Source organism: Pseudomonas sp. Sample_21, assembly GCF_004307525.1.
Classification (GTDB): Bacteria; Pseudomonadota; Gammaproteobacteria; order Pseudomonadales; family Pseudomonadaceae; genus Aquipseudomonas; species Aquipseudomonas atacamensis.
Genome location: NZ_RCNZ01000068.1, coordinates 1 through 18,048 on the forward strand (window position 1 = coordinate 1; position 18,048 = coordinate 18,048).

General features: G+C 61.1%; 10 protein-coding genes. 5 read left to right on the plus strand and 5 right to left on the minus strand.

Translation table 11 applies throughout. The annotated features are described in order from the left end of the window. A partial coding sequence (locus D8U71_RS12175) for a filamentous hemagglutinin N-terminal domain-containing protein (protein WP_130887842.1) occupies positions 1-6,346 on the minus strand: 6,346 nt, incomplete at its 3' end. A 25-nt stretch (positions 6,347-6,371) separates the two neighbouring features. Next, a complete protein-coding gene (locus tag D8U71_RS12180) occupies positions 6,372-8,078 on the minus strand; it encodes a ShlB/FhaC/HecB family hemolysin secretion/activation protein (protein WP_130887843.1) in 1,707 nt (568 codons plus the stop codon). A 223-nt stretch (positions 8,079-8,301) separates the two neighbouring features. Between D8U71_RS12180 and D8U71_RS12185 the strand changes: the two genes are divergently transcribed. Together D8U71_RS12185 and D8U71_RS12190 are read left to right on the plus strand one after the other, a co-directional pair. Next, positions 8,302-9,120, plus strand: a complete 819-nt coding sequence (locus tag D8U71_RS12185; RefSeq protein ID WP_024013222.1) for an alpha/beta hydrolase — start codon at positions 8,302-8,304, stop codon at positions 9,118-9,120. Between the two features lie 115 nt (positions 9,121-9,235). Continuing rightward, positions 9,236-9,859, plus strand: a complete 624-nt coding sequence (locus D8U71_RS12190) for a glutathione S-transferase (protein WP_130887844.1) — start codon at positions 9,236-9,238, stop codon at positions 9,857-9,859. A gap of 12 nt (positions 9,860-9,871) precedes the next feature. Here D8U71_RS12190 and D8U71_RS12195 read toward each other — a convergent pair whose 3' ends face one another. Beyond that, complete coding sequence (locus tag D8U71_RS12195) at positions 9,872-10,750, minus strand: LysR family transcriptional regulator (RefSeq protein ID WP_130887855.1); 879 nt, start codon at positions 10,748-10,750, stop codon at positions 9,872-9,874. A 103-nt stretch (positions 10,751-10,853) separates the two neighbouring features. On the opposite strand from D8U71_RS12195, the gene D8U71_RS12200 reads away from it, so the two are divergent. Then, positions 10,854-12,245 (plus strand): aldehyde dehydrogenase family protein, encoded by a 1,392-nt coding sequence (locus D8U71_RS12200; protein WP_130887845.1) that lies wholly within the window; start codon positions 10,854-10,856, stop codon positions 12,243-12,245. Positions 12,246-12,406: 161 nt separating this feature from the next. Here D8U71_RS12200 and D8U71_RS12205 read toward each other — a convergent pair whose 3' ends face one another. Further along, positions 12,407-13,576, minus strand: a complete 1,170-nt coding sequence (locus tag D8U71_RS12205) for a DUF1624 domain-containing protein (RefSeq protein WP_130887846.1) — start codon at positions 13,574-13,576, stop codon at positions 12,407-12,409. A 170-nt stretch (positions 13,577-13,746) separates the two neighbouring features. Here D8U71_RS12205 and D8U71_RS12210 point away from each other — a divergent pair, with 170 nt between their 5' ends. Both D8U71_RS12210 and D8U71_RS12215 read left to right on the plus strand, forming a co-directional pair. Further along, a complete protein-coding gene (locus D8U71_RS12210; protein ID WP_016775060.1) occupies positions 13,747-14,343 on the plus strand; it encodes a paraquat-inducible protein A in 597 nt (198 codons plus the stop codon). Next, complete coding sequence (locus D8U71_RS12215) at positions 14,340-15,026, plus strand: paraquat-inducible protein A (RefSeq protein ID WP_071172742.1); 687 nt, start codon at positions 14,340-14,342, stop codon at positions 15,024-15,026. Before D8U71_RS12210 ends, D8U71_RS12215 begins: the two co-directional genes overlap by 4 nt. Here the strand turns inward: D8U71_RS12215 and D8U71_RS12220 are convergent. Then, positions 14,959-17,985, minus strand: a complete 3,027-nt coding sequence (locus tag D8U71_RS12220) for an FAD-binding and (Fe-S)-binding domain-containing protein (RefSeq protein ID WP_130887856.1) — start codon at positions 17,983-17,985, stop codon at positions 14,959-14,961. The genes D8U71_RS12215 and D8U71_RS12220 overlap by 68 nt on opposite strands. Positions 17,986-18,048 lie beyond the last annotated feature (63 nt).

An 18,048-nucleotide genomic window follows, 5' to 3' on the forward strand; every position in this document is an offset into this window, starting at 1 on the left:
GGTCGCCCAGGCTGACCAGAGACAGGTTGCCGCCGCTCTTGATTTCGCTGCCGACGTGGGTGACCTGGGTGACTTCGTCGCGCTGGAGTTTCAGGTTGCCGAAACCGCCCTTCTCCTTCATGTCGTAGAGGGTGTGGTCCCTATTCTGCGCGGCCAGCAGATTGAGGTCGTTACCGGCGTAGACGTAGGCTTCATTGCCTGCGCTGATTTTGCTCGCGACCAGTGTGGTGTCACGGCCGGAACTGGTTTTTACGTCGCCGCCGGCGATGAACTCAGCTGCTTTCTGAACAGTGTGGTCATCCTGTTCATGGACACGTTTCTTGCCGTCCTTGCTATGGGTTTCAACGTTGTGTTCATCTCCGGCCGAGGACATGTTGATGTCGCGCTTGGCCTCGGCGGCGAGGTTGCCGGTGGCTTCGGCTGTGCTGGCGACGACGTTGATGTCGCGACCGGCATCGAGCTTCAGGTCGCCGCCGGTTTTCACTGTCGACGCGAGGTTTTCCACGGTGGAGGTAATGACTGAGCGGTGGCCGCCATCGAATGATTCGTGGAGTTCGTCTTCGTCGCGTGTCGCCAACAGGTTGATGTCGCGCGCTGCACTCAGGCTGGCGTCACCGCCGCTGCTGATGGCAGACGCGTTGGTCAGATCCTGTCCGGACTTGATGGTCAGGCTGTCGCGAGCGCTGATGAAGCCGCCGTCGTCGACAAGGGTGCGCATGCCGCTGCCATCACGCACAGCGATGGCGGTACGATCGTTGACGATATCGCCCTTGAGTGTCGTCAGTTCGACCTGATTGCCACGGATTTCGCCGGCCAGTGCGTTGCGAATGCTGTCGGTGGCCATGAGTTTGATACGCTCATCGGCTTCCACCAGACCGCCCTGATAGAGGCTGCCCTTGACGTCGACGGACACGTCGTTGCTGGCCTTCAATGTGCCGACGTTGACCAGATCGCTACCGGCCAGCATTTCCAGATCTCGGCCCTGAATCAGGCTGCCACCGCGCACGTTGCGCGACTCGGCCTGCGCCAGATACAACACCGGCACCAGCACTTTCTGGCCGTCGACGATGCGTTCTTCCATCCAGACAATGTCGTGGGTCAGCGCAGCGACCTGCGCCGAGGTCAGGCTGACGCCGACTGAGAGGTTCAGTTGATTTTTGCTGGCGAGCGCGTTATCCATCAGATAACGAAATTGCTCGTAGTCGTTCTCCAGGCCACCGGCGAGAAAACGCTGGCCGGTCTGGGCCATGACGGCGTCGCTGATCAGCCGCGATTCATAGCGACCGTCACCGAGGCGACGCGCCGCTTCGTCGGCGCTGAAGTCGAGCTTGCCGAGCAGGTAGTCGGAGCTCATGAACGCGGTCGTCTGGGTCAGCTCCGGATTGGTTTCGATCAGATAACGGCTCTGCGGATTCGTGCTTTGCACGAACATGCCGTACGGGCCTTTCGGCAACCGGAAGGTCGAGGAAGCCGTCGGGTCGACTGCGGCGAACGGCACACCTTTGAAGTCCACCGGTGTGAAGCTGATCTGCTTCACGCCATCGGCGTCGACATGCTCGATACGGGTAACGGATCTGGAGGTTTGGGCGACAGCGTCGGTGCTATGTTTGCCCAGGTTGATGTTGATGCCGCCGACCGCGTCAGTCTGGTCGCTGGCCAGAGAACCTGTCAGTTGACCATAAGTGTTGTCGTATAGCGTGCCGTTCTGGATGCTGTTGGTGACGTCGAGCTTGACCTTGCCGCCGGCCTGCATCACCGCAGCGTAAACGGCGTTGCCGTTTGCATTCCAGGTGGTGACGTCACTCATCAAAGAGAATCGCGAATCACTGGAGCGACTGATCAGTTCATCGAACCGCGCCTGATCGAAGTTGCCGGCCGCGGTAGCCGCGTTGAACGCCGGAACATCGACGAACTCCATCTTGTCCCAGAGGCTGTTGTCGATACGCCCAGGGGTGCCCCTTTTCACCACGCGCGTCCCCGAACGCGACTCCGCGCCCTGGTTCAGCAGGCTGTCAGCCGTCACGGTCAGGTCGCCGTTGGCGGCCAGCAGGCTGTAACGGTTTTCAACCTGGTTGGCGTGGATGGTGAAGTTCTTGCCTGCCACGAATCGCGCCGCGCGCGAGTCCTTGAGCACCTCGTCGTTGAATTGGGTAGTGATGGTGATGGTGCCGCGCTTCCAGCCATCACCACCATCGCAGTGCTGACCGCATACCCAGCTCAAGCTGCCGGACGACTGACCGGAAGTCAGCTCGAACTCGGCTTTGGCGTTTTCGAAGGAAACCGCGTTGATATCGACGTCACCCTCGCCTTCGATGGTGCCCGACAAGTTGCTGAACAACGCCGCGCGCCCGCCATCGACAGCGTCGACGCTCATGTTGCCGCCGCTGTAAATATCGCCGTAATAGTTATTCAGGCTGTTGCCGTGCAGCTTCATCGTGCCGCCGCTGAACAGCAGCGTGTCGGCATCGTTGTAGAGACCGTTGGCGGCGGTGAATTCGAGATTGCCTTGGGCGCCGAGGGTGCCTTTGTTATTGATCCGTGCCGCCGTCACCGTGAGGTTCTGGTTGGCGATCAGGCGACCGAGATTGTCCAGTGTGCCGCGCAAGGTCATCACGGTGTCGCCGCCGCTGACCAGTCGCCCGTCCTGCTGGATCACGTCGTTGGCGCTGATCGTGAGTTTCTGCTGCGCGGAGACTTTGCCGCTGTTGAGCAGATTGCCGCCGAGGGTCAGCGCCAGATCGCCGCCGCTGAGCAATTGTCCGGCATTGTTCAGGTTGGCCACGTTGAGGCTGAGCGCCGAAGTACTGGCGATCCGTTCGCCAGCATTGAGCGTCAGGTCCTGCGCACTGGTGTAGGTCAGCCCGCCGTTCAGTTGCCAGGTACCAACACCGTTGACCGAGCCGACATCCCATACACCATTGCCCAGCCCGGTGAGACTGCCCTGGTTGTTGGCCAGTTGGCTCACATCCAGGTCGAAAAGGCCCTGTGCCGCGTGGCGCACATTGCCGCTGAAGTTATTGATTTCGGCACCGGATAGCAGCAGGTCCTGACTGCCGATTTCGATCACGCCGCTCTGGTTGTTCAGATTGCCGGTCAGCTTGATCTGACTCGCAGCGCCACCGAGGGCGCGGAGCTGGCCGCCGGCGCTGTTATCCAAGCCGCTGGCAGTCAGCTTGAGGCTGTTCGCCGATTCGATCAGGCCGCCCTGATTGAGAACCTGCCCGACGGCTTCGAGCCCCAGCTGATTACCGCTGATCTCGCCGCTGGTGTTGTCCAGGCTGGTACCAGTGAAGATCACCTGATCCTTGCCGAACATTTTGCCGGCGCGGTTGGTCAGGCGCGTTACCGTCAACGTCAGGTCATCGATCAGGCTGGAAATCAGCCCGGCCTTGCCGCTGGCTGCACTGTTGTCGAGGTCGGCACTGGTGATGCTCACCGAGTCGGCTTGCAGCGTGCCGCCCTGGTTTTGCAAATTGCCGTTGTTCAGCGCCAGTTCGGCATGGCTGCCGTTGGCCAGAATCACACCTTGCTGATTGAGCAGTGTTTTGCCAGTAATCTTCAGGCCGTCGCTGCCAGCGATGATCTGCCCGGCAGCGTTGTTGTTGATCCAGGCGCTATTGATGTCCAGGCGCTTGCCTTGCAGGGTGCCGCCCCGGTTATCCAGCGAGGTCAGTTGATCAAGGAGCAAGCGCTGTGCGCCAGCATCGACCAGACCGGTGACGTTGCTGAAAACTCCGGCAATGTTGAGGACGACATCGCCGCCATTACCGACGATGCCGCCCTTGTCGTTGTTGCCAAGTTGTTTGGCATTTATGTCGATAGCGTTGCCAAGCAGGACACCGGCGCTGTTGTCGACCTCGTCACCGTCGATGTGCAACTGACCTTCGCTCTGAATCCGGCCCTGTTGATTCAGCAGTTGCGACTGGCTTGGTGCAGTTTGCTTGAGGATCAACCGCGCACCCTCGGCACCTGCGGCCAACAACCCGTTGGCACGGTTATCAAGGCTGGCCGCGTGCAACTCCAGGCCGTCGGCGATCATCCGCCCGCCACGGTTGTCGACGTATCCGTCCTTGGCCACCACCAGCAATTGCCGGGCGGCGACGACACCGCCACGGTTATCGACCGAGCCGGCGCGCAATTCGACATCGCCTTTGATGGATTGCAGACGGCCCAATGCGTTGTTCAAGTGCTGCTGGACGAGGAGCGTCAGTTGCCCGGTTTCGGCGCTGAGCGTGCCGTCGTTGTTGCCGATCAGATTGCGCAGGTTTGCGTCGACGATGCCGCCCAAAAGTTGGCCGCTGGCGTTTTGCAGATACTGCGCGGTCAGGCTCAGGCGATCGGTCCCCTGGATCAGGCCAAGGCTATTATCCAGGTCTGCACTGGAAACCACGCTGTCATCGGACGAAATCGTGCCTTGCGTATTATCCAGCGTGCCGCGACTGGCAACCTCGAGGGTTTTGCCCGTCAGACTTGCGTTGCGGTTGTTGATGCTCTGCGCAGTGATGGTCAAGCGATCCGAGGCTTGCACCTTGCCGTCGTGGTTGTCGAAATCCTGCATCAGCGTCAGATCAGCAGCACCGTTTTCCGCGCTGATCACACCCTTGGCGCTGTTATCAAGGCGAGTGGCCGTGACGTGAATGGCGTCGGCAGCCAGCGTCCCACCCTGATTGAGCAACTCCCCTCCCGACAGTGCAAGTGTGGTTTTCGCCTGGATCTTGCCCGCGCCGTTATTCAGACGTTCGCGGGCGACAACCTTGGCCTCACCGTCGCTGGCGCCGATCAGGCCGCCGCTGTTGTCCAGTTGACGGGCGTCCACGTCGAGGCGACCGGCGATCACTTTGCCGCCGGTGTTTTTTACCTCCTGAGCATTGAGCTTGAGGCTGCCGCCGGCGATTTCGATACGGCCCTGACGGTTGTCGATACTGTCGACCACCAGTGTTGCCGCTTGCCCATCGGCGAAGCGAATCAGGCCGCTGAGGTTGACGATGGCCGGCGCGCTCACGACCAGACGGGTTTCACCATAAACACGCGCATTCACACCTTGGTTGACCAGGCGCGCCGCGTTCAGAGTGAGGTCTTGAGCCTGCACGGTACCGTTCTGGTTCTCGAACGTTGCGGCTGCGCTGGCGGTCAGGGTTCGGCTGGCCAACACGCTGCCACTGTTGCTCACCGAAGCACTGTTGATCGACAGATCACCATTGGCGTTGCGGCTGTTGTCTGCGCTTACCCCGGCTTCAATCACACCGGTATTGGTCAGCCTGCCGCCACTGCTCAGGCTGACGCTGTCACGGGCAGCGAGGCTTTGGCGATTGATCAGGTCTTCGGCGGTTTGTACGGTGACCTGCGTACCGGCATAAACCGCGCCCTGGGCATCGAGACTTTTGGCCTTTACATCGACGGCATTACCCGCCGTGACTTTGGCCAGGGTCAGTTGGCCATTGGCGTCGATCCGGATGTCACCTGCGCTGGCGGCAAGATCCCCTGCCAGCTTCACGCCAACGCCCTGCTCGGTGCCGACCAGTTTGATTGCACCGGCATACATGCCGCCGAGCGCCGAGGAGTCGATGGCCAGTTGTGGTCTGGCGCTGCCGTCATCGGCACGGGCGGTGGCGCTGAGCGTGTCGGCGTTGACGTCGTTGCGGCCGGTGGTGATGTTCAGGTTTTTTGCGTGGATCTGTGCATTGATCTGCGCACTGCGGGTAATGATTTCGAAACTGTCGACGTTGCTCGCATCAAGACCGACGCCGTCAATCGAAACGCTTCCCTGATCGACCTGAAAGCGCTCCAGGCGACCGTTGTCGAGCACCGGTTTACCGGTGGTCAGCGTGACACGTGGCGTGTTGATGAAACCGCAACCGTTGCAACTGATGCCGTAAGGATTGGAAACGATCACCCGTGCCGATTGCCCTGCGACTTCGGTGTAGCCGCGCAACTGGCTCGGGCTGCCGCCATTGACTTCGTTGAGGATGGTTTGTGCCGCTGCGCCACGCAGGTTCGGGTTGCCGAGAATGATCCCGCCCAGTTGCGTCTGTTGCATGCGGTCGGTGGCGTTGTTGAGGATGACGCCTTGCGCACCGACGTTGTAGTCGTGGAACTGGTTATGCGACAGGCCACTGCCATTGGGCGCTGCGATGTTGACGATTGGCACGCCATTGCCGGCGCGATCCAGACTGGTGCCGGGTGCACTGACAACGATGCCGTCCGCCTGCGCCCACACCGGTTGCCAGAACATGACGTTCGCCAGCAAAAAGGCGAGACCACGCTTGGGCATGCCGCAGAATTGCTCGCGCTTTTTTACGGCCGCAGAAGGTTGGCTGGCCAGCAAAGCCAGGTGGCGAATGTCCATATCAGAATCTCGAAGCGGGCAAAAATTAAATGAAGAAATCCAGGCGGAAATAAATCGGCGCTTCGCGCTCGGTCAGCGCGTCCGGTCGTTCCAGGGAATGCGCGAATGTCACGCTGGCGGCCACATGCTGACCACGGGCGAACAACTCCAGCGAGTTGCTCGACATGCGTCCGTGCTGATCGCCGTTGTAGCGATCGCCGCGAATTACGCCCTGGTCGTAACCGAGGCTGGTGCCGTATTCGGCGAACACCGGTTGCAGCCATTCGGCCGTCACCGGGCGGCTCCAGCGCAGGTCGTTGCGCCAGTAGCCACCACTGTCGCCGGACAGCGATTGATCCTTGTAGCCGCGGATCGACGCCGAGCCGCCGAGGCTGGTGCGCTGTGGGCTGAACAGCACATCTTCGCTGCGCTGGCCGGTCATCAGGCTGCTGAAGCTGAAGGATTCACCGAGCAATTTGAACGGCTGCAAATAGCTCAGGGTTGCGGTGTATTTGCGGTAGCGTGCGTCCGGTTCGCCGGGGCCGGGATCGTGACTGCCCTGCGCATCGAAAGCACCAATGCCCTCCTGCACGCCAGCATCGAAGTTGACGAACGCGCTGCCGACACGACGGCCGTGGTTGAAGCCGAATTGCGCTTCGCTGATGCGATTGCTGCTCAGTTTGAGTTTGCTGTCTTCGATGAAGTTGTTGCTGCGCAGGTACGAAAGTCCCGCACTGAGGGAGGTCTTGCTGACCGCGTCGCGATGGATCACGCGCTCGGCGCGCAGTTGATGGTTTTCGCTGTCGCCGGTCTGCTTGAAGTTGTAGCCGTTGGCGGCGATCTGCGAGCGGTACTCGCTCTGGCTGTAGGTGTAACTGAACGTCCACCAGCCCCACGGCAGGCTGTAATTGAGCATGGCGTTGTTGGAAGTGTGCTGGTGATCGGTCATCGCATCGTGGCCGCCGCGCAGGCTCAATTGGTCAGCCAAACCCAGCGGGCTGTCCCAATCGAACGACGTGCCCCACTGCTGCTCGCCGGTGCTGCGCTGGCCATCGTTGCTTCGGGACAGGCCGGCGCGCCATGGCTTCTGCGGCGTATTGGTGACGCGCACTTCGCTGCCGCCGACATTCTGCCCCGGCGCCAGCTCCATTTTGGCCTGGTTGGACGGCAGGCGATTGAGCTGGTCGACCATTTGCTCGATCTCGCGCAGGTTGACCAGTTCACCGCTTTTGCCGGGAAAGGCCATGGCCAGTTCGCGATCCGAGAGCCGGCTGTTTTCCGCGCCCTTCATGCCTTCGAGCTTGCCTTCGATCACCAGCACTTTCAGGTGCCCGGCGGACAGATCCTGTTGCGGCAAATACGCGCGACTGGTGACCAGACCTTTTTCGATGTAGTGATCGGTGATGACTTTGAGCAGCTCGTTGAGCTGCGGCACGCCGAGGCATTCGCCGATATAAGGCTTGAGCAGACGCGCCTTGTCGCGCTCCGAGAGGCTGTCTGCACCTTTGAGTTCGATGTCCTTGATGGTGAAGCAGCGCGTATCGGCGGGTGCTGTCGGTTGCGCCGGTTTGGCGTCTTTGCCGGGCAGATCCTTGAGTTCTTCGAGGCGCCGCTGCTGCTCTTCGAGCAACCGGTTCTGACGTTCGCGGATCAGGTCGGTTTCACCGGGAGTGGGCGCGGCCCAGGCAGATTCAAGCGGAGAGAGGCAGAGCAGCGCCAGGCACAACCGCGCCGTGAAGGCGGGTGAAAACATGTTCGATCCCTCGACACAAAAAGTGACATCAAAATAGTGGCGCGATATTAGAGGGCCATCATTTTGACGTCAAACTTAAGTTTGTTCCGCTCATCGGGATTTGCCGCGCTTTCATAAGGGTGAAACCAGCACCTGCGTACAAGTGGCGGGCGCGTTTTGCGCGGATAGTGGCCGTTGCCCATTCGGCATCTATTCTTGCCACACACGATCACAAGGAGTTTGCATGAGCACCTTCAAAACCCAAGACGGCACCGAGATCTATTACAAGGACTGGGGCAGCGGCAAGCCCGTGCTGTTCAGCCACGGCTGGCCGCTGGATGCCGACATGTGGGAATACCAGATGGAATACCTGAGCAGTCGCGGCTATCGCACCATCGCCTTCGACCGCCGTGGTTTCGGTCGCTCCGATCAACCATGGACCGGCTACGACTACGACACTTTCGCCGATGACATCGCCGGCCTGATCAACCATCTGGACCTGCGCGACGTGACCCTGGTCGGCTTCTCCATGGGTGGCGGCGACGTCAGCCGCTACATCGCCCGCCACGGCAGCGAGCGCGTTGCCGGCCTGGTATTGCTCGGTGCGGTCACGCCGCTGTTCGGCAAGAAAGCCGACTTCGCCGACGGCGTCGACAAATCAGTGTTCGACGGCATCAAGGCCGGCCTGCTGAAGGATCGTGCGCAATTTATCGCTGATTTCAACGCGCCGTTCTACGGCACCAATCAGGGCCAGAAAGTCTCTGACGGCGTGCTCACGCAAACCCTGAACATCGCGCTGCTGGCATCGCTCAAGGGCACCGTCGACTGCGTGACCGCGTTCTCGGAAACCGACTTCCGCCCGGACATGGCCAAGATCGATGTGCCGACTCTGGTGATCCATGGCGACGGCGACCAGATCGTGCCGTTCGAAACCACCGGCAAGCAGGCCGCCGCGCAAATCAAAGGCGCCGAGTTGAAGGTCTACGCCGGCGCGCCGCACGGGTTTGCCGTGACCCATGCGCAGGCGTTGAATGAGGATCTGCTGGCGTTCCTCAACCGGTAATCCCGCACGGCACACGCCGTAGTCAGATGCTGATGAACCAAGGCCCGTGCGATGCGGGCCTTGTGTTTTGCGCTATGGTATTTTCCTGCGTCCACTACCCGGAGAAGGAAATCCCATGCTGCGAATACTCGGCAAAGCCTCATCGATCAACGTGCGCAAAGTGCTGTGGACCTGTGCTGAACTGGACATCCCGTTCGAGCGCGAAGACTGGGGTTCGGGCTTCCAGTCGCCAAACACACAGGAGTTTCTCGCGCTGAATCCCTGCGCCATGGTGCCGGTGATCCAGGACGGCGATTTCACTCTCTGGGAATCCAACACCATCATTCGTTATCTGGCGACGCGTTACGGCGGTGCGCATTTATATCCGGTTGAGCCCATCGCCCGCGCGCGGGTCGATCAGTGGATCGATTGGCAGGCCTCGGAGCTGAATCGCTCTTGGTCGTACCCGCTGATGGCGCTGGTGCGCAAGTCGCCGGATTATCAGGACGGCGATGCCCTGGCCGCCGGCTGCCGGGACTGGATGCGCAACATGCAAATCCTCGATCGCCAACTGGAGAAGACCGGCGCATACGTCAGTGGCGAGCAGTTTTCCCTGGCGGACATTCCGATCGGGCTGTCAGTGAATCGCTGGTTCGAAACGCCGCTCGATCACGGGAATCTGGCTGCGGTGCGCGCCTATTACGATCGCTTGAATCAGCGCGACGGTTATCGTTTGTACGGGCGCAATGGCACGCCATAAAGATGCGCTCTATCAGGCTTGCTCACGCACCACGCCCCGCTCTTCAAGCAAACGCACGAACATGCTCAGACTGCGCGACACCGTGCCCCGGCGCCACACCAGCCATGTAGTCAGATAGCGGAAGTCCGCGGTCAGCGGCCAGACGCTGACCGTCGCGCTGCCGGGCATGCTCTGCAGCATTTTGCGCGGCATCAGCGCCAGGCCGGCACCGGCGCTGACGCAGGCGAGCATGCCGTGGTAGGACTCCATTTCGAAGATCTTGCCGGGTACGGCAGCGTCGGTGCTGAACCATTTTTCAAAATGGTGACGGTAGGAACAGTTGGAACGGAAGGCGTAGATATTCTCGCCATTCACGTCCGCCGCACGTTCGACCGGTGAATGATGGAGCGGCGCGATGATGACCATTTCCTCCTCGAACGCCGGCACACCTTCCAGGGCCGGATGCAGCACCGGGCCGTCGACGAATGCAGCGGCGAGACGCCCGGACAGCACGCCGTCGATCATCGTCCCCGATGGCCCGGTGGACAGGTCGAGGTCGACCTTCGGGTGCTGCTGGTTGTACGCCGCCAACAGTTCGGGAATACGTACCGCTGCGGTACTTTCCAGCGAGCCCAACGGGAACGCGCCCTGGGGTTCTTCGCCTGCCACCGTAGCGCGGGCTTCCTGCACCAGATCGAGAATACGCCGCGTGTATTCGAGAAAACTCCACCCGGCCGGCGACAGGCGCAGACGGCTTTTCTCGCGGATAAACAGATCGACGCCGAGATCCTGCTCAAGCTGTTTGATCCGCGTGGTCAGGTTCGACGGCACGCGATGAATCTGCGTGGCGGCAGCGCTGATGCTGCCGTGCTCGGCCACCGCTTTGAAGATTTCCAGTTGCACCAGATCCACAGTCATTCTCCAATCGTGAAGGAAACGCTCTTTATTATTCAGTTTCCAGAAAACTAACGCCACCCTACTCTAGGCCCATCCGACGAACCTACAGGACAACGTCATGAGCCAGATTTCCAGCCAGACCCACGCCATCTCGATCAACCCCGCCACCGGCGAGCAGATCGGGCATTACGCGTTTGAATCCGCCGCTGCCCTTGATGCGGCGCTGACTCGCGCTGCCTTTGCTTTTGGCAAGTGGAAGCGCAAGCCGCTGCAGGATCGTTCGCGTCTTTTGACCGCCCTCGCCGGCGCGCTGCGTGAAACCTCAGAAGCGATGGCAACCATGATCACCCAGGAAATGGGCAAGCCGATCGCCCAGGCCCGTGGCGAAATCGAGAAATGCGCCAAGCTCTGCGAGTGGTACGCCGAACACGGTCCAGCCATGCTCGACGCCGAAGCCACCCTGGTTGAAGGCGGCAAGGCGCGTATCGAGTACCGTCCGCTGGGGCCGATTCTGGCGGTGATGCCGTGGAATTTCCCGATCTGGCAAGTGCTGCGCGGCGCGGTGCCGACGTTGATCGCTGGCAACACTTACGTGCTCAAGCATGCGCCAAACGTGATGGGCAGCGCTTACCTGCTGCGCGATGCGTTTGTCCGCGCCGTTTTTCCCGATGGCGTGTTTGAGGTGATCAACGTCACCCCGGAAGGCGTTTCCAGCGCCATTGCCGATTCGCGCATCGCCGCTGTGACGCTGACCGGCAGCGTCCGCGCCGGTATGGCCATCGGTGCTCAGGCCGGTGCGGCATTGAAGAAATGCGTGCTGGAACTCGGCGGCTCCGATCCGTTCATCGTGCTCAACGATGCTGATCTGGATGAGGCGGTGCACGCGGCAGTGGTCGGTCGTTATCAGAATTCCGGCCAGGTCTGCGCGGCTGCCAAACGTCTGATCATCGAACAAGGTGTGGTCGAGGAATTTACCCGCAAGTTCGTTGAAGCGACACGCCAGTTGAAGATGGGCGATCCGCTCAACGCTGACACTTACATCGGGCCGATGGCGCGCTTCGATCTGCGTGATGAACTCGATCAGCAAGTGCGTGACACGTTGGAGGAAGGCGCGACGCTGCTGCTCGGCGGCAGAAAAGCCGAGGGCGCCGGCAACTTCTACGAACCGACCGTGCTGGCCGATGTAACCGACCGCATGACCTCGTTCAAGCAAGAACTGTTTGGCCCGGTCGCCTCGATTATCACCGCCCGCGATTGCGCACACGCCGTGGCCTTGGCCAACGACAGCGATTTCGGCCTGACCGCGACTATCTACACCGCGAACGTGGCGCTGGCTGAGCAACTGACCAGTGAACTGGAAACCGGTGGCGTGTTCATCAACGGCTACTCGGCGAGCGATCCGCGCGTGACCTTCGGCGGCGTGAAGAAGAGCGGCTTCGGTCGTGAGCTGTCGCACTTTGGCGTACGGGAATTCTGCAACGCGCAGACCGTATGGCTGGATCGTAAATAAGCCGGGTGCTGTAAAACCTGTGGGAGCGAGCCTGCTCGCGAAAGCGTCCTGTCAGTCACTGCTGCATCGACTGACACACCTCTTCGCGAGCAGGCTCGCTCCCACAGGGGCACGGTTGCGCAGATGATTTGGGGCACGACTCCCACATGCTCTGCTTCGATTTACAGATACTTCAACCAACTGATGTCCCGGCGCCGCGCTTTCAGTGCCGAAAACCAGCGCACTGCCGGGAACAGCACCACGGCAAGAACCACCGCCGCCAGCCACACCGCCGTCACCGTCGAAAAGCCGAAATAGCTGCCCTGATTCAGGCCGAACAGCGCCACAGCGATCAGGTACAACACCTTCAACACATACAAGTGCAGCAGATAGAAAAACATCGGTGCCGAGCCGAACACGGTCAGCCAGCCAATCCAGCGGCGACTCTGCACGCGCTCAAAGGCGAGCAACAGCAACAGCCCCGTACTCACAGTAAGCGCGAGAAACAGCAGCGACGGCGGGTATTTGGTGATGTTGAAAAAGCTCATCAGTGTCTGCACCAGCGAATCGCTGATCGCCCACGGCTTTTCGCCGTAGCCATTGATCAAGCGCAGCGCCACGAAGCCGAGCAATCCAGCGGCCCCGGCAATCAGCAAACGACGCTGACGCACCGCCGCGTCCATGCCCCGAGCAAACCACGGCCCCAGCGCATAGCCCAGACCGATTACACCAATCCACGGCAGCAGCGGGTACGAGGTGCGCAGGCGCAAGGTGTCGCTGATCTCGATCCAGCCCCGATCATGCAGAATCGCCCAAGGCACATGCATCGCCGACTCAACCGGGAAATGCACCGCGTCGAGCAGGTTGTGCCCGGCGATGATCGCCACGCTCAGCGTCAGCAGCAGCGCACGTGGCAACCAGACCAGCATCGCCAGCGCAATCATGCTCAGGCCGATCGCCCAGATCACTTGCAGGTAAATCACGCTCGGCGGCAACTGGAACGTCCAGGCGAAGTTGACCAAGGTGAACTCCAGCGCCACCAGGAACAATCCGCGCTTGAACAGAAACGCGCTGACATCGGCTTTGCCGGCGTATTTTTCGCCGTAGAGCCATGCCGACAAACCGGTCAGCAAGACGAATACCGGCGCACACAGATGCGCCAGAGTGCGGCTGAAAAACAGCGCCGGCTCGGTGCTGGCGATGTCCATCGGGTCGGACACCTGGCGGTGCAAGAGGAAGGTTTCGCGTACGTGATCGAGCAGCATGAACAGGATCACCAGGCCTCTGAGCGCATCAATGGATAGCAGCCGGCCAGTCGCCAATGGGGCAGAACGGGGAAGTACAGGGGGCATGGGTCTTTCGCAATCGAGAGGAATAACACCGGACAGCCACAACGCCGCCCGCAAATTTCGCGTTACCTTATAACACCAAAAAAACAAAACCCAAACATGCACCATCGAAGTTGCCCATCAGCGCCAGCCTTCTATAGTGAACAGGTCCGCCCTGCCCTTGAGCGCTGTCCATGGTCAATACCGAACACCTGATCATCTGCGAGCACTGTGATTGCGTGTACGAGAAAGTCGTGCTCGCCAAACACCAGAAAACCCTGTGCGTGCGCTGCGGTGGCGTGCTGCAGCGCTTCAACGGCCTGACCATCGAGCAGCGTCTGGCCCTGACGTTCACGGCCGCGATGCTGTGGCTGTTCGCCAATTTCTACCCGGTGATGAGCATCAGCCTCAAAGGCATGAAAAACAGCGCAACCCTTTGGGATTCGGTGCTCGCGCTGAGCCAGGGACCGATCACCTTTATCGCCATGGTCGCGGCGATTGCGATCATCATCGCCCCGGCATTTCAGTTGGTGTTGCTGGTCTGGGTGTTGAGTTTCGCCCTCGGCCTGAGGCGGGCACCGGGGTTCAATCTGTGCATGCGCTGGCTGGAAACCCTGCGCCCGTGGAGCATGCTTGAGGTGTGTCTGCTGGGGGCGATGGTCGCGGTGTTCAAACTCGCCGGCCTGCTCGATGTGCTGCCGGGAATCGGCCTGTTCGCCCTGGCGGTGCTGAGCCTGATGATGATCCGCATTGCCGGCCGTGACATCCGCGAACTCTGGGACATTTTATGAAGCGTCCACCGACCGCCAGCGAACTCAACCTGTGCCTGTGCCACAGCTGTGGTTTGGCCTGTGACATGACCGACGAGCCACACGAATGCCCACGCTGTGATGCGCCTTTGCATCGGCGCAAGACCAATTCGCTGACGCGCACCTGGGCGTATATGCTCGCCGCCCTGGCCTTTTATATCCCGGCCAATCTGCTGCCGGTGATGAATACGGTGATGCTCGGCAACGGCGCCGACAGCACGATCATGAGTGGCGTGCTGGAGTTCTGGGAGGCCGGAGCGTGGGACATTGCCCTGATCATTTTCATCGCGAGCATCGCGGTCCCGGGGGTCAAATTCGTCGCCCTGACCTTGCTGCTCGTCACCGTGCAGCGCAACAGCGATTGGGCGCGCAGGGAGCGTTCGAAGCTGTACCGCTTCGTCGAACTGATCGGCTACTGGTCGATGCTCGATGTGCTGGTGGTCGCGCTGGTCGCGGCGCTGGTGAAATTCCAGGCGCTGGGCGATATCGAGCCACGACCGGGCATCCTGTTCTTCGGCCTGGTCGTGGTGTTCACCATGCTCGCGGCGATGAGTTTCGACCCGCGCCTGATCTGGGACAGGGACACCAGCGACACGGTCAGCGACGCAGCGTCTGGAGCAGCACCTGCAACGGATGGCGCAGCGCCTGATCCGACTGGCGCTTGACCTGGCTGCGGCAGGAGTAGCCGGTCGCCAACGCCTCGCCCTGCTCCGCCGGAGCCTGCACCTGACGCGCCCACGACTGCTCGTAAATGACGGCTGAGGTCTGGCGATTGCGTGCTTCGTGGCCGTAAGTACCGGACATGCCGCAGCAACCGGTAGCCTGCGTGGCCAGCTTCAGACCGGCACGTTCGAAGACCTGTTCCCACTGGCGGGTCGCGGCCGGCGCGTTGGTTTTCTCCGTGCAATGGGCGAGCAGACGGAACGCTTTCGGCTGAGCCTCAGGCGTCCGTTCTGGCATGACCTTGAGTAACCACTCCTGCACCAGCGCTACTTCTGGGCACTCATTCAGGCCCGGTACTTTCAGGTATTCCTGGCGATAGACCAGAGTCATCGCCGGATCCAGCCCCAGCAGCGGCACGCCGGTCTGCGCCAGCGCCTGCAACTGCTCAGCGTTACGCAACGCCGTGCGATTGAACGCCGAGAGAAAGCCCTGCACATGCAGCGGTTTACCGTTGGCGCTGAACGGCGCGAGATAGACCTGATAACCCAGGCGCGAAATCAGCTCGACCAGATCAGCCAGCAGCGGCGCTTCGAAGTAGCGGGTGAAGGCGTCCTGCACGATGACCACGCTGCGTTCGCGCTGCCCTGGGGTTAGCGCCGACAGCGTTGCAACCGTTGCTGGCTGCACCTGCCAACGGCGCATCGCCGCGTGGAAATCGAAACGGCTGAGCAGCGGCACATCGACCATGCCACCGATCCGCGCCAGCGCGCCACGCACCCAGCCAGCACCCATCAGACCGTTATAAAGCTCCGGTACCCTCGCCATGTATGGAATGGTGTATTCCAGCGAGGCAATCAGATAGTCCCGCGCCGGACGCAGATAACGACTGTGATACAGCTCGAGAAAACGCGAGCGAAATTCCGGCACGTTGACCTTCACCGGGCACTGCCCCGCGCAGGATTTGCAGGCCAGGCAACCGGCCATGGCGTCGTACACCTCATGGGAAAAATCCGCCGATGGATCGCGACTGTTGCGCCAGCGCTGCCACAGCGTGCTGAAAAACGCCGGTTTTCGGATTGCGTCCGAGAGCACATCGACGCCCGCCTCGCCCTGCAACCGCAGCCATTCGCGAATCAGCGAAGCGCGGCCCTTGGGCGATTGCGCGCGTTCGCGGGTGGCTTTCCACGACGGGCACATGGCGTCATCGGGATCGAAGTTGTAGCAGGCGCCGTTGCCATTGCAGTGCATGGCCGCGCCGTAGCTTTGCCAGACTTTTTCGTCGATCTGCCGATCCAGCTCGCCGCGCAGGGTCACTTCGTCGATCTTCAGCAGTGCTGCGCCGCTGTTGGCCGGCGTAGCGATTTTGCCCGGGTTGAACTGGTTGAATGGGTCGAACGCGGCTTTCAAGGCTTGCAGCGCCGGGTACAACTCGCCGAAGAATGCCGGCGCGTATTCGGAACGCAGGCCCTTGCCATGCTCGCCCCAGAGCAGGCCGCCGTAGCGCTGGGTCAACGCGGCGACGCCATCGGACACCGGGCGTACCAGGGCCGCTTGCTGCGGGTCTTTCATGTCGAGGATCGGCCGCACGTGCAGTACGCCGGCGTCGACATGGCCGAACATGCCGTACTGCAAACCGTGGCTGTCGAGCAGGTCGCGCAGTTCGGCGATGTATTCGGCCAAATGCTGCGGCGGCACGGCGGTGTCTTCAACGAAAGGCTGCGGGCGGGCTTCACCGGCGACGTTGCCGAGCAGGCCCACCGCCCTCTTGCGCATGCCGTAGACCTTGTTCACCGCTGCCTGACCAACCGCCAGCGTATGGCCCAGGCGCTCCACGGTGCGGTCGTTTTGCAGATGTTCGAGGAACGCTTCGACGCGGCGTTGCAGATCTTCGGGATCGTCACCGCAGAACTCGACCAGATTGATGCCCAGAGTCGGCCGTTCAGCGTTTTCCGGAAAATATTCGGCAACGCCGTGCCAGACGATGTCCTGCATCGCCAGCAGCAAGACCTTGGAGTCGACGGTTTCAATCGACAACGGCTTGAGCGCCATCAACGCCCGCGCATCACGCAAGGCATCCATGAACCCGGCGTAGCGGATGTTGACCAGCATCGTGTGCTTGGGAATCGGCAGTACGTTGAGCCGCGCTTCGACGACGAAGCCCAGCGAGCCCTCAGCGCCGCAGAGCACGCTGTTGAGGTTGAAACGCTGATCGGCCTCGCGCAGATGCGCCAGGTCATAACCGGTCAGGCAGCGGTTGAGATCGGGAAAGCGTGCCTTGATCAGCTCGCCCTGTTCATCAATGATCTGCCGCGCACAACGATAGACTTCGCCGACGCGATCATCGCGGGCGCACTGCGCTGCAAGCTCATCCTCGGCCAGCGGCAGACCGCGCAAACGCTCGCCGCCGCGCAGGATCATTTCAAGTTCCAGCACATGGTCGCGGGTTTTGCCGTAGGTGCAACTGCCCTGGCCGCTGGCGTCGGTGTTGATCATGCCGCCGACCGTGGCGCGGTTCGAGGTCGACAGTTCCGGAGCAAAAAACAGCCCGGCGGATTTCAGCGCGGCGTTGAGCTGATCCTTGACCACCCCGGCCTGCACGCGCACCCAGCGTTGTTCAACATTGATTTCCAGAATGCGATTCATGTGCCGTGACAGGTCGACGACGATGCCGTCTGTCAGCGATTGACCGTTGGTGCCGGTGCCACCGCCTCGCGGGGTGATCACCACTTTTTCGTACGCCGGTTCGGCAATCAGCCGCGCCACCCGTGCCACATCGTCCGCATCCAGCGGAAACACCGCCGCTTGCGGCAAGCGCTGATAGATCGAGTTGTCGGTCGCAAGCACCACGCGGCTGGCGTAATCGGCGCTGATTTCCCCGCGAAAGCCGCTGTCTTTCAGGGCGGCGAGGAATTGTTGGTAATCGCCGGTCAGGGCTCTGGCAGGCGACAGCTGGGCAATCATCGGTCGGGTCATCTCGGTCAAATCGGGCTGTGTGGCGGTGAACAGTTGTGCGCAAGGAATGAT

Bases quoted from the DNA above. Each gene is read 5' to 3' on its own strand.
- D8U71_RS12185 (WP_024013222.1), top strand. From the start codon at position 8,302: ATGAGCACCTTCAAAACCCAAGACGGCACCGAGATCTATTACAAGGAC.
- D8U71_RS12200 (WP_130887845.1), top strand. From the start codon at position 10,854: ATGAGCCAGATTTCCAGCCAGACCCACGCCATCTCGATCAACCCCGCC.
- D8U71_RS12205 (WP_130887846.1), bottom strand. From the start codon at position 13,576: ATGCCCCCTGTACTTCCCCGTTCTGCCCCATTGGCGACTGGCCGGCTG.
- D8U71_RS12215 (WP_071172742.1), top strand. From the start codon at position 14,340: ATGAAGCGTCCACCGACCGCCAGCGAACTCAACCTGTGCCTGTGCCAC.
- D8U71_RS12180 (WP_130887843.1), bottom strand. From the start codon at position 8,078: ATGTTTTCACCCGCCTTCACGGCGCGGTTGTGCCTGGCGCTGCTCTGC.
- D8U71_RS12190 (WP_130887844.1), top strand. From the start codon at position 9,236: ATGCTGCGAATACTCGGCAAAGCCTCATCGATCAACGTGCGCAAAGTG.
- D8U71_RS12210 (WP_016775060.1), top strand. From the start codon at position 13,747: ATGGTCAATACCGAACACCTGATCATCTGCGAGCACTGTGATTGCGTG.
- D8U71_RS12220 (WP_130887856.1), bottom strand. From the start codon at position 17,985: ATGATTGCCCAGCTGTCGCCTGCCAGAGCCCTGACCGGCGATTACCAA.